The organism is Phaeodactylibacter xiamenensis, assembly GCF_000759025.1.
GTDB classification, from domain to species: domain Bacteria; phylum Bacteroidota; class Bacteroidia; order Chitinophagales; family Saprospiraceae; genus Phaeodactylibacter; species Phaeodactylibacter xiamenensis.
Genome location: NZ_JPOS01000084.1, coordinates 229,790 through 243,435 on the forward strand (window position 1 = coordinate 229,790; position 13,646 = coordinate 243,435).

A 13,646-nucleotide genomic window follows, 5' to 3' on the forward strand; every position below is an offset into this window, starting at 1 on the left:
CCCTGTTGGTTTGAACGGTTCCAAAAGTAAGAAAACTTGGTGATCATCCCGGTTTGCTCCACAATATTTATACTTTTGCCCAAACAGCAATACTGTCATGGCAAAACCTCTGATCATTGGCATTACGGGCGGCAGCGGGTCCGGCAAGACGACCTTCATCCGCCGGCTCAAAGAGCGGTTCTCCGACCACCAGATTTGTGTGGTCTCTCAGGATGACTATTACCGCCCTCGGGAAGAACAACAGCAGGACCTCAAAGGCATATACAACTTCGACCTCCCGGAATCCATTGATGCAGCCGCTTTTGCCCGTGATATTGAGCGTCTGATTGATGGGCAGCCGGTAAAAAGGCAGGAGTACACTTTCAATAACGAGCTCGCGAGTCCCAAAATGCTGACCTTCAGCCCTGCCCCTATCCTCCTGGTGGAAGGCATCTTCATCTATCATTTTCATGAAATCCGCCGCCTGTTTGACATCCGCATCTTCCTGCATGCCAAAGAGAACCTCAAGGTCATCCGGCGCATCAAACGGGATCAGATCGAACGCAACTACCCCCTGGAGGACGTCCTCTACCGGTACGAGCACCACGTCCTGCCCACCTTTGAGAAGTACATTCAGCCTTACATGGATGAGGCAGACATCATCATCAATAACAACCTCCACTTCGACCGGGGGCTGGAGATGCTTACCGGCTACCTGCACCACTACCTCGACTTTGGCCGGGAGAAGTTCAACTTTAAGAAAGAGAAAACGAATAACAAACAATAATTGAGAATGAAGGCTCATTCATAGCCTATAGTTGCCCGGCCGCCAATTTAAGGCCGCCGGGCAAGTGTAAAAGTTCGAAAACATGGCAAAGCCTTTGCAAATCTAAAGTCTGGTCATATGCCTTACAATACCACTATCCGCTGTACGCCGCGGTGCCCACCGGGAGCCTGCGCGACCAGGTAAAACACCCCGGTTTGCTGAAGCAGTCCGGTCACCATGGCCCTGTTCGATTGAATCGTCAACGTCTTGATCAGCCGCCCCTGACTGTCGAATACCTGAATGCTGCCGCCAAGGAACGGATCGCCAACCTCATATTCAAACCGGCCAGATGTCGGGTTGGGGAAAACGCTGAAAGCTGGCAAAGCCTGTTGTACTTCCGTATCCACCACCAAATCCGGGCTAATGACTGTATGTATGGCATCATCGCTGAGGTTTTGATCGCCGGAAGCGGTCAGCGTAGCGACAACGGTGTTAAACGCACCGGGGGTAAAACCAGACACTTCCGTAAAGGTGTGCAGGTAAGTTTCTCCGGGTGCAATAGTTGCGGCGATAGTCTCCTCAAAAACGAAATCGCCATTAATAAAATAGGCCAGCGTGGGGTTCTGCATATCCTGCGAGCCTGTATTTTCAACCGTAAAGGTAATGCCCTCGAAAACCGGGTTGGCGGGGTTACCATTGGTCGCTATTTGCAGGCCCGTTGCGCGCAGGTTATTAAAGGCACTGAGGCGCACATCGCTTTGCTCCACGAGATAGGCGTAAATCCGGTAGTGGGGCTCGGTATGAGAACTGCCGTTGTAGCCGGTATTCAGAAAGTTGGTGTAATCCTCCAGTACATAATCAAGGGAAAGCGGCGCTCCCGGCGTAGCCAGGTCCGTAAGATTGACCGTAAAAGGTATGACCTCCTGCCCGGGGCACCACCCGGCACGGGAGAACAGCCAGGTCCCCAGCTGATTGGCGCAGGTATTCTGGGCACAATCGGTCTTCCAGAGATGGTGAGGCGCCACTAACGCTCCATCTGCCCAGAGAGAGTGAGTCCGGTTGGAAAACTCGGCTGCATTATCGGTATTGCCCTGACCGTGCCCGGAGATGGTCATACGGAGGTGTGTGGATTGTGCCATCGGGGATACTTCCACCTCCTGCTCAGGCAAGTCATAACTGATCGCAGGGTCTCCGTACACGAGGTTGGAGGTTTCCCACAGGCGGTTGATGCGCTGGTACGAAGGGGTTTCCGCTTTTACGAATTCTAAGTCTGCATTCAGCAGCCACCCGGAAGCCCCCCAAACCTGTATAAAAGACCGGAATGTAATCGGGCCGCCCATGACCGATTTAAAATCCGTCACATCAATCGTCCAGGGGCCACAGGCGATGCCAAATGGGGTAATATATCTTGCAATCTCGAAGGAGCCCTGAGGCGTATCGATGAAAATACTGGCAGGCTGATCCCAGGGGTCACAGCCGGTACCCGGGCAATCCACGGAGAAGTGCAGCAACAACTGCTCGTAGTCTTCCATATTGGCCGGCAGGATAATTTCACGGGACTGCGTCTGCCCTGCTGCACCAAAATTGTGCTGCCGGGCATCAAAAACCGTCACGACCGTTCCTCCATCCGGCCGCTCGTAATTAATCGTAGCAGCATCATTCGTTGCATTGTCATCCTCGGCGTAGCTGATCTGAACAGTAACTTCGTTGTTGTCATTATCGGTAAAATCGTAGGGGGCATCAAAAACGAAGGGCTCAGTTTCGCCCGCTGCGAGGCTACCTTCATACGTTTGCTCCAACGCTATCTCCCCATTAACCAATAGCTGCACGGCGAATCCGGAAACGGGGTCCACGCCAAAGTTCCGGATCGTACCGCCTACCTTTACCGGCCGCTCATAGATACTGAGGACATCAGGATTGGTAATGGCCGTTACGCCTACGTCTGTAGCTGCCAGTACGAAACCCTCCACCCAGGCGTCATCGCCCAGGCCGCCTGCAAAGCTTGCATCACAACCCAAAAGGTTGGCCGTGGTGGTGCCAGCCCCTTCGTTCATAGGCAGGTAAGCCGTGAGCCCGGGCTCATTGCCGGTGAGTGGTGTTGCCATCATTTGATTAAGCTCCTGACTGTTCCGGGCCAGGTTCCAAATCCGGACTTCATCAATAATCCCGGGCCAGCCTCTGCCCGGAAACCCGGAAGATTCACCGATGGTCACAGGCGAAGTACCCACAACGGGCGTCCCGGCATAGGTTTGGCTGCCTTCCGGCACCCCATTAATGTACACTGTAATAGTCCCGTCCGCAACCACCGCCGCCACGTGGTACCACTGATTGGTATTCATAATGGTCGTGGTTTGTGCGGACTGCCACCCGGCGGTGGTCCCCATCACAAAATCCAGGGTGCCGTTATTGCCCGCCCGGAGTGCGAAGCCTGTGCCGGCAGCTCCATCTTTAGTGACAATAGAGCCCTGCCAGGCTGCAGGTTTCCATTCTGCCGCGTTGACCCAGGCTTCCACGGTGAAGGCTTCTGCAATTTGGAGTTCCGGGGCATCGCAAAGAACGAGGTGATTGCTTAGGCCATCGAACTGTAGCCCATAGTTTTGGCTCCATGCCCGTGCAGACGAAAGTAGGAGCAGAAAAAAAAGAAATAGATGCTTCATTGTTAAATTAGCTTTAAGACTAAGACTATGTTTGGAGCTTACTCCTATTGCAAACCAAGGACTTATGAATCCCGGTCAAACCGGGACGTCATCTTTTTTAGCTTATTTGACCCTGACGATAAATGTCTGGATGCAAACACCCGCCAAACGCGCTAAAAAAGATTTAGCCAGAACCACAATTCCTTGATCTTCATGACGAACCCGCTCCAAACATAGTCTAAAGAATGTAGTTGTCGGCTTGGCTTAAGGTACCAATAAGATAAACTGCGTTTCGTAAGGTGCCATACGGCAGGTGCTGATTGCTTCTTTTGTTGTTTCGCCCAGCACATTGGCCTCAAAGGCACCCCCCATGCCCGTTTGGGACAGGATACGTGTCAGGTCCAGGACTGCCGGAAGCCCGTCCGTTTCTCTAAGATGCAGCAACACAGCATTACGATCAGGCAGGGGGCGGGCACTCACAAGCAGCAGATTGGGAAGTTCGAGATCCAGCAGGGATTGCATCACAGGAGGACTGCCCGTTTTGTTAAATGCTGGTGGAACGACCCGCCCAAGCATAGGCACTTTATTGCCCCAACCAAAGCGGGTAGCAGCTGCTTTCGAGGTGTCCGGTACCGAAGTGAGGCAATATTGCCATTTCATTTCCCCTTCCTGGCTTGCCCGGAAATTGGTCGTCCAGTAGTTGTTCAGTACCCAGGAGTAAAGGTGGGGCAGCTCTGGCTCATGCTTGTAGTAAAACCGGCCGGTATTGATAGCGCCCACCTGTACCAGGGGAGCATCCACTGAGCTCCATAAAACCTGTGCCTCTTTGTTCTGTACTGCTGCGAAGGTTTGTACGGTGTTCCAATCCGAGGCCGTTCCCTCCAGCTGATTAATACCAGGATAAACGATGCCGCCCTGAACATCAAAGGCCAGCTGATCCGCTTCGCTCATGCCAAATGGGAAAGCGACGTAAACCGCTTCCGGCTCCGTTACCGGCAATTTGACCATACTGTAAGCCAGTTCTATTTTTTTAGCGCTATGATAAAGCCTGATTTCCAGGGTTACGCCCCGGGCATCTGCACACTCCGGGATTTCCCCGTGAATGACCATGCGCTTCCAGAGTGGTGTTGTTTCCACTTTAGCGATTTCGACCTCAGACAAGCGGCTGATTTCCTTTTTTAGCGGGACGTAAACGGTATCCCGGTTGTTATTGGTCAGGCGTTCCATGTCGGCACGGTTGGCGAGGCGTTCGTAGAGGAATGCCCCGAGTGGCACATCAGCAGTCTGATCGATTAACTCCTTGCCCAACTGTTTGTCAAAAAGGCTAACGATGCCTCCTTGTCCTGCATCTACGGTCAGCCGGTAGTAGTCGTTTTCAAGGGTATTGCCAGAAGCGGCTTCCGGTCTGCCGACAGGCACGACCCCTTGCTCCTGCACAATAATACGCAGGGTCGTGTACCCCAAAGGAGGCACCTTCTGAACCCAAAGATTCCAGGTACTGCCGTCTGCTCTGCTTGATACAAGCCCCGCAGGCACCACCCTGCCCTCAGGGTCAAGAATGGTAAATGCCCGGTTGGGCGGCAGCAATTCATGATCGATGTAGACTTCCACCAGCCCGGCACGCGCCCAGTTGAGGGTATTGAATACCGCAATCGTCGGCACACCAGCCTTGGGGATATGCTGCTGCATCAGCCCGAGCGCCTTTTCCTGAATCAGTCTGGCTTCCTTGAAAGCGGTCCAGGCATAGGCGGACTTTTGCCCCCACTGCACAATTGAGTTTTCGCTCAGAGGGTCGGTGATACTTTCAGCAGCCCCGAAGGTATGCTCGTCGTAGAAAAATAACTCATCAAAAGCACGCAGCATATCGCGGTCCATATCCTTGGGCATAGGCGTCCCCATGAGGCGGGCCATGGACAACAAACCGGTATTGGCTATCATATCTGCATGAGCACGGCGCGCCGCTTTGGTCTCATTGAAAGCGGAGCCAAAGCCATCCGTCCACCAATCAGGCCAGGCGGTTTTTTTAACAGGCAGGGTACCGCTTTCGTTTTCTTCCAGATAGACCATAAACGCACTCGCCAGGGAAAGCCGGAGTTTTGGCCACTCGTATTTATCATTCCATTCCTTCACGATGTCGCAAGCCATGGTAGAGGGAGGGGAATTATCTGTCAAATAGCCCGAAAACTGAAAAGCTGTACGGTCATAGGGATAGCCTTTTTCCTCCAGCTTCTTCAGGTAGCCGGATAGGTTCGCCCGGAACTGATCGATTGCTCCGGAGGTCAGGCTCAGGGCATTGCCGTGCATATAGTGCTCACTACGGTAAGCCAGCAGGCGGTTGCCGGCCTCTGATTCCCACCAAAAGGACGTAGGTTTATCGAAGGGGATCCTGGCGCGGTGCCCGTGCTGCCCCATCGTAAGGTATTTCACACCGGTGCCTTCAAAAAGATCAATCATGGCCCATCCAATGCCATTGACGTCATTCTGCATGGCAGCTGTCACATCAATGCCTTTGGCCTTAAATGCCTTCAGGGTTTGCAACTGAATGGCGAGGGCCGTTTCGTCGATGATTTCGGAAAAGTTAAAAAACATGCCCGTTACTTCAATCCGGCCTTCCTTTATACGCGCAAGGAGGCGGTCGATTTGTTCCTGCGGCCGGCTTTTAAGGTATTCCCGAACCGTCCATGCGGCTTCACAGGTCCAACGGAACTTTGCATCGTCCGGATAATCATCCGTCTGATCGCAGTAGTCGAGTGCATAGTCAATGAACCGCAGGTGCTCGGCCAGAATCTCCGTCTGAGAGCGGGTGTAGCCGATATCGGTATGGCTGTGCTGTACCAGGTCGACAACCCATTTTTTGACCGGCCCGACTTCAACTTTTAACGGGCTCTGTGTTTCCCCGATGGTGATATCCATTGCTAACTCCCCCGCCTTTTCAGCTACTGGAACCAGGAAGTCGACCTCATTGAACCCGGTATTCACCGCAAAATGTTGCGCTTTCACCCCTTTTGCGGCAACACGTACTTCGGAAGGCCCTCCCAGGTGGATGAACTCCAGCCGGACGGTATGGAAATGCAGCCCGTCCTGTTTGGTAACGGTATTGAGCTGAAAGGCTTTAACCTCTTCCTGAAGCGCCCGCTGAAAAACCATAAACCACTCGTAGCTCTCATTATCCACCCCATCCACCTTCAGCCGGACAGCCTTGCCCGGGGTAAAATAAGATGCTGGGAGAAGCAGGGTTGCTGTCCCCATTTCGTCCTTGTTGAGGTCTATCATAGACCGGTTGAAGGTCAGTGCCACCCCGTTTTCACCGGTAAAGGCCCGCGTCACTTCCTTCCCATCCGGTGTGGTAAAGGTAAGCACCTTTTGGCCCTCCACGTAAAGGTCAAAAGACTGGGAAGGCTGCTTTGCGCCTATGCCGTACGCCCAAATGAAGGTGGCTGATTTTTCGGCATAAGAGGCAGGCACCACTTCAGTAACCCAGGAAATAGGCTCTGAATCGGCACGAGCGCGGACCAGCAGGCTCTTTTCATTGTAGGAAAATGGCGAATGGTAAGCAAAAGCCTGCCCCCCAAGGGCTTTGCCAAAACCCGCGAAGTGGGAGCGTTGAGCTGCCAGCCCTTGCCAGAGCGCCACACAAAAAAGAACGGAAAAGAAGACTTTCCATTTCATGCCGATTCGCTTTGCAGTGCGCTCATCAAGATGCAGAATATTGGATCTCTGATGCTTTTCCATAAGGGTATAATGATTTACTAAATCGGTTTAGTTAATAAAGTTAAAATATCGCTACAGCAGATCGCATTTCTTACAGGCCCCTCATTGTCCGTGAAATTGCAAACCCGGCTTTGTTGCCGGTTTCCCTCAATAGCCTAATCCTCCAAACTCAGCCGGAAGGTCTCGATGGCATATTTTCCCAGTTTCAACCCGGGCCCGGTGGGTTGTGGATACTCTTCAATTATATTCGTGCGCTCAAACGCCCCAATTTTAAAAAAGGAGCCGACACGGGTGTCTGTAGCAGTGCCTTCCAACTCATACATCCGTAAAATGACGTGATCAGAGTCTTCTGCCCTTTTAATGGCCGAGACCATGACATTTTCCGCATCAACGGAAAAGAAGCTCAGCTTTTCAGGCAGGCTTGCGCGGACTGACCGGTCAGGGTAAATGATGGGTTGCAACGGTTCGTTCTTTTGCTTGGCAACCCGTTGGCCCTCAAGGCTGCCCGCCGGGCTGGAAGTCAGGACATGCTGGAAATCGTGGTGCCCGGCCTGGGAATACTCATTGCCTTCTCCGTGGCAGGAGACCCGGCTGGCCAAAAGCAGGTGCTGCAGCAGCGGCCGCCCTTTGTTTTGACCGGTAGGATCTATCCAGTCAGCTGCCGCCACGGAGGAGCTCAGCGTGACCGACACTTCTGCATCTGTTGCTGCTATCCAGTCGATAATAGCGCGTGGGTGTACGTCCTTGCAGAGTGGCGTGTAGCGCTCCCCGGCTGTTTTGATCTCATCTTTGCCTACCCGTACCCGGCCAAAGGGCACTTCATGGGACACCTCTGCACTATCCATTTTGAGCGGGAAGGCCGTTCTAAACTCACGAAATAACTCCCCGGACCAATTGCGGAGGGCGGTATCAAAGTACAGGCGTTTCAATTTGTGGTAGAGCGTTACTTCCTGCCGGACAACAGCGTGCCGGATTTGCTGCTCCAGCCGATACCGGGTATAGACCGGCCCGTTTTCTATCATTACCCAATCCGCCCTGTGCGTACTGACCTGATCGAAACCGGTCAGATCCGGCTGCTGAATGTCTCCAAATTCACCGGCTCCGTTGCCTACCGATTGCAGGGTAAAAACCTCTCCAGGCTTAAATTGGGCACTATCGAACAGATCGCGGCCCAGCGCTTTGTCCTGCACCTGCTGAATGCCGCCCGGCCCAAAATCCACCCGGTAAAAGGCATTTTCGTAGACGGATGTGGAGGCAGATTGGGGCATATCGCCCACCGCAGGCTTTTTATCGCGGAGGTAATACGTGGCGTAGCCTACTGCCGGGACTGCTTCGGCAATAAAAGTAAGATCAGCGCTTTTGAGGCTGCCATCTTCGTGATAGGCCTCATTGCAGGTTTGAACGGCCACCTCCTGCCCATCAGCGGAGAAGACCGCGACTTGCCTGAACTGCCCTTTTACAAATTGGATGTTAACCGTGACCGGATCGGTGCGGGACCAGGAAAGGCTGTTGAACAGAACGAGCGGCATGTCCTGTCTCTGCCGGGTTTGGATGTGGCGGGCGATAAATGCCGTGCTCTCCCGGAGCAGCCCCTCCCCCATCACTCTGGATTTCACCAGGTTCTCCTTAAAAAGGTTATCGGTAATATCGCCATCGTGGCCGCCCCAGCCATGATCGGGGTAAATTTTGGCCTGCCAGGCTTCGTCAAACGGACCATAGGGGTACGGCATCTGCTCCGGGCTTAACAGGTTGGCGATGGTGTAGAATTTTTCCGCTGCCGGAAGTAACTTCGAAGCTTCCCGGCTGGCTGTAAGCGCCTCCCGGTGGCCCGGGCCATGAATGTAAACCCATACGTTGGGGCGCTCGCCCATAATGGTATCCACCTTAGTGGCCATCTGCGCCGCCCGGGGCATAAATTCATCCATTGTCATCAGCTCCATCTCGGGCAGGTACACCGGCTGGGCCAGGCCGTCCGCCCGCTTCAGGGAATCGAAGCCATTCCAGGTGTTAATCAGGTCGGTATAATCGATGGCCGGCAGCATGTCCTGGCTGGACAGCAGGGGCGCTTGCACCGCACTGCCTACGAACCGGTCTGCCCAATACCGGATCTGCGATGCCCCGTACTTCAGTTGCTGGTCCATGCTTTTGGACAGGTAGAGCAGGTCATTGCCGTAGTGCCCGGGAGAGTAGGTAAAAACCGAGCTGCCATCCGGGCTCGCCCAATGAAACATTCCTTTCGCATGACGGCTGATGACCATGTAGTCTACTCCCGCCTTTTTGAGAATCTGCGGTGTTTGCAGGGACTTGCCTGGCACATCCACATTCCAATAGACTTTGGAGTCATACCCCCCAAAGGTCTTTTTCACCCATTTTTTGCCGAGGTAGAGCTGCCGGACCTGGTCTTCGGCATCGTACATGTCTTCGTAGGGGCAATTGTAAGTGGCGCCAACGGAAATCAGCTTCCGGTTCAGGAGGGTAGCCAGTTTTTCTTTGGATTCCGGGTGGCGCTCCAGGTACTCGCGCAACATCAGCCCGTCTTCGATATCAAAACCATAGTCTTCCCGGACGAAGGCATCCCGGAGGACCGGCGTCAGCAAGAGCGTGTCCCGCAGGATGATGCACACTTCCGGGCGATCTACCCAGGCGATGTCCTGATGGCTGGAATTCATCAGGGACACCTGCCCTTTTTCGTACTTACGGTCAAAAAAGTCGCTGTAGACTTCAAAGAACTCCGGACGGTAGAGTTTGGCCAGAGTTACCCTCCACCCCTGCTGATAGTAGGCCTTGTGGTGATGAACGAAATTGCCCTTTAGGTCGGTAGCGGTCATCGTTCCGTCCTGATGCTCAAACCGAAGCGCCATTTCTATATCTCCGCAAGTGACAGAGAAGCTGTGCTTTGGCGGCTTTATAGCAAACGCAGCGCTTGAGAAATTACCTATAGGCTTCAAAACGTTGGTAGCACTCCGTTTTCCATCGCTGACCAGGTAAACAGGCTTACCGGCAAAGTGGGCAGGAGCATCCACGAAAAGCTGGCCGTCCCGTTCTCTGATATCGAAGGCCGCCTCGCTTTCAACAGACCGGCGCAGGCGTTCCACCACATCATCCGCTTTAAAAATCATGAACCAGGCATTGGCATACTTGCAGTGCCCGACAAAACGAAGGCGGGCTTTTTCCCCTTTAGCCAATAAGCCGGCCGGGACCGTTAGCCGGAACAGGCCGAGCCCATCGCCATTAGCATCCCGGCGGATCAGGAGGAATTCAGCCTGAGCCTGATCGGGGTTTTCAGAAACCCTCAGCGTACCCTCCTCATTGGCCTGAAAGGTCAGCAGCCGGGTTCCATTGAGGTAGACATCGAATGGATGCCGCTGATTGAGGTCGATATCGCTCAAAAAGGCAAAAGTGGCTGTTTCCGGCTTGAAATCTGCCGGGACCGTGCCGGTCAGGAGTTCAAACCCCATTTCACCTGTAGTAGCCCGGGCAATCATGGAAACGGTAACGTCCTCCCGTAGCGAAGGATAAGTGAAGAACTCAGCGCCGGAGAGCATTTCGCTATAGCCTTCCAGGTCGTGCCGACAGCGCTGATACAACTGATAGTTGACATTCAATTCCTGAAGGTGCCCCTGCCCATTGCCCCCGTGGTAGAAGGCTGATGCCGGAGCGTGCCCATCACTTGCCCAGGCTGTGGCCAGCCCACACAGGAAAAAGCAGATATTGTAAAAGGTATGAAATGAGTTGTACTTGATCATACGAATACTAATTTGAGCAGCCCCACTGAATCCAGCGCTTATGCCCCGCAGGATTTACGGATGAGAAGCTGGGTGGGCAGGACCCGCTGTTTGTCCATACCCGCCCCTTTACAGCCTATTTCATGCACCAGGATTTCCACTGCCAAACGCCCGATATCTTCCACCGGCTGCTGATTGGCAGTGATGGGCGGCTCTACCAGGTCAAACGCCCCAAGCTCATCAAAACTGATCAGGGCGACCTCCCCGGGCACCTCTACGCCCAGTGCCTTCAACGCTCTAAGACCCGAAGCAGCCAGGTAGTGGGTCGTAAAAACCAGCCCATCTACGGCCCGGGGCCCATGCAACATACTCCGGATAGCTTCCTTCATTTCTGATTCATACCCAAATGGAGAAAGTAATTTCACCGTTTCCGCACCGTCTTCCAGCCCGGCATCCCGAAGGGCCTTTTCGTAACCCAGCTGCCGCTGATGCATAGCTTCCAGCCCGCTTTCTATACTGACCAGCCCAATGCGCTGACGCCCCTGCTTCAACAAATGCCGGGTCATCTGCTCTGTGCCCCTTAGGTTATCGACAATCACATAATTGGTAGCCAGGCCCGGATAGTGGCGGTCGATCAGCACAAATGGGTACTTCGAACGGTTCAGTTCCTCAATATCTTCCTGATTCTTTTGGGTGGAAGCAATGATGAGCCCGTCCACCTGCCGGTTGAGCATGGAATAGATCAGCTGTTTCTCCGTCTCCGGGTCCTCGTTGGAACTGCTAAAGACTACGTTGTACCCCAGTGCTTTAGCCTTACGCTCTACGTAATGCGCAATGGTGGCGTAAAAGATATCCGAGATATTGGGCACAATCAGCCCGATCGTCTCACTTTTGCCAAGGCTTAGCCCCCTCGCCATTTGGTTGGGCTGATAGTGATGCGCCCGGGCATAGGCCCAGACCCGTTTCTGCGTTGCCTTGCTGATCTTGTTTTCATCCCCTTTGTTGTTGAGCACCATGGATACGGCGGTCTTGGAGAGGTTCAACGCTTCAGCTATATCTTTGAGGAAGATTTTTTTCATATTAACTAAACCGGTTTAGTCATCTGATAAAAGTAGTCAAACTTCTCTTGTTTTCAAAACGCGGATTCAATTTTGTCTATTAAGCGAATTACCCGGTTCACTAACGCAACTGCCCCACCTTGAACGTCCATACATAAGAGGCGGGTGGATTAGCTTGCAATGCCTTGGGCAGGCTCACGGTAAAACCTTCACCTTCGGGGCTCCAGTCCAGGGGCTTATCGTGCCCAAGGAGCGTCACCGTGCTGCCCGGTGCGGGCTGATGAGCAGGCAAGGTAATGCGGGCAGGCATGCGCTGCTCGCTGGCTGCAGCCAGGTAAAAGAAGTAGGCGTTTCCATTATCCTGCTGTGTCATGCAGATATTACCAGACTTGTAAGGCGGTAAAGGGCGGCTGTTGTAGATACCTTCCCCGTTTACGTCCATCCATGCGCCGAATTCTTCTAACAGTTGGTAAGCGCCTTCCTGCCATTCCCCTTCCGGCGATGGGGCGATGTTGAGGAGGAGATTGCCACCTTTGGCCACAATATCCACGAGCATCTGAATGCCTTCCCGGCCGCTCATATAGGTGGCATCTGGAGTATAGGACCAGCCGCCGCCGGAAATGATACAGGACTCCCAGGGATAGGGCAGTTCTTTTTCCGGCACGCGGTTTTCGGGCGTGAGGTAGTTCTGGTTTTTGCCGTAAACGGCACGGTCCACGACAATGAGGCCCGGCTGCTTTTCGCGGGCTTTAGCCACCAGCTCGTCCATACGGATGTCCTGGGAAACGATGCGGTGTTTGATGAAACCGTTACTGCCTTTATTTTCGGAAAATTTGCCAGCGTAGTTTTCCTCCAGGTTATGCTGATCGCGCTTTTTCACCCAGCCCCCATCAAGCCAGATGATGTCTACGGCTCCGTAATCGGTGAGCAGTTCCAGCAGCTGATTGTGCGTGAACTGAACGAAGGTTTCCCATTTTTCCGGGTAGAGGGCGGGATCGTAATTCACGTTGCGGTCGAACGGTGGCCAGTAGGGGTCCCAGTAAGCTTCGTGGTGCCAGTCAGGCTTGGAAAAGTAGGTGCCCACCCAAAGGTCCTCCGCCCGAAAAGCCTCAAAAATTTCCTTAGTGATGTTGGCTTTGGGGTGGCTGCTGAATGCGCAGCCTTCGTCCGTGACTTTATAATCGGTATATTTTGAATCAAACATAGAAAAACCATCGTGATGCTTGGTCGTAAAGATCATATAGCGCATGCCCGCATCCTTGGCAGCCTCTGCCCACTTCGCCGGATTGAATTTTACCGGATTGAAAGTTTCCTTCAGGCCTTCATATTCCTTTTTGTAGTCCATGTAATTATCCGCATGGCTGCCCTTGGTGCGTTCACACCAGCCATAATCTTCCGGGCAGATGGACCAGGATTCCACAATGCCCCATTGGCTGTAGGGGCCCCAGTGCATCAGCAGGCCAAACTTGATGTCCTGCCACTGCTCCAGCTTTTGCAGGACTAGGGGGTCGGTTTCCGGCACATAGCGCCCATCTTCTAAAACCGCCTGACAGTAGGTTGCGGAAAGAGCAGAAAACAGGAAAAGGAAGAGGAGGAGTTTTTTCATTTTATTGCAGATTTGCAGGTAAAATATCTGGTATAACTTTAAAAGTCTATCAATCAGCAATCTAAGTTCAAAAAAATTTAAATTTCCGGTTGCCAGTTTTCTGATGGCTTTTTCGTGAAATGGCTGATTGCCCGAATACCCCACAAGGTAGGGACAAAAATACGG

The 13,646-nt window shown here is 53.2% G+C and carries 6 protein-coding genes; 1 reads left to right on the forward strand and 5 read right to left on the reverse strand.

Annotated features, from left to right (window positions below; translation table 11 throughout):
* Positions 1-97 precede the first annotated feature (97 nt).
* Positions 98-766, forward strand: coding sequence for a uridine kinase family protein (locus IX84_RS25600; protein ID WP_044227749.1), 669 nt, complete (start codon positions 98-100; stop codon positions 764-766).
* A gap of 122 nt (positions 767-888) precedes the next feature.
* Here the strand turns inward: IX84_RS25600 and IX84_RS25605 are convergent, their stop codons facing one another.
* From IX84_RS25605 to IX84_RS25625, 5 genes are all read right to left on the reverse strand, one after another.
* Complete coding sequence (locus tag IX84_RS25605; RefSeq protein ID WP_044227752.1) at positions 889-3,402, reverse strand: LamG-like jellyroll fold domain-containing protein; 2,514 nt, start codon at positions 3,400-3,402, stop codon at positions 889-891.
* A gap of 243 nt (positions 3,403-3,645) precedes the next feature.
* A complete protein-coding gene (locus IX84_RS25610) occupies positions 3,646-7,050 on the reverse strand; it encodes a glycoside hydrolase family 38 N-terminal domain-containing protein (protein ID WP_160213933.1) in 3,405 nt (1,134 codons plus the stop codon).
* 197 nt (positions 7,051-7,247) lie between these two features.
* Positions 7,248-10,838 carry a glycoside hydrolase family 38 N-terminal domain-containing protein gene (locus IX84_RS25615; RefSeq protein ID WP_052516404.1) on the reverse strand — a complete coding sequence of 1,197 codons (3,591 nt, stop codon included), beginning with the start codon at positions 10,836-10,838 and terminating at the stop codon, positions 7,248-7,250.
* A gap of 38 nt (positions 10,839-10,876) precedes the next feature.
* Positions 10,877-11,896 (reverse strand): LacI family DNA-binding transcriptional regulator, encoded by a 1,020-nt coding sequence (locus IX84_RS25620; protein WP_044227755.1) that lies wholly within the window; start codon positions 11,894-11,896, stop codon positions 10,877-10,879.
* Positions 11,897-11,996: 100 nt separating this feature from the next.
* Entirely contained in the window at positions 11,997-13,481 is a 1,485-nt protein-coding gene (locus IX84_RS25625) for an alpha-L-fucosidase (RefSeq protein ID WP_044227757.1), read from the reverse strand.
* Positions 13,482-13,646: the final 165 nt, after the last annotated feature.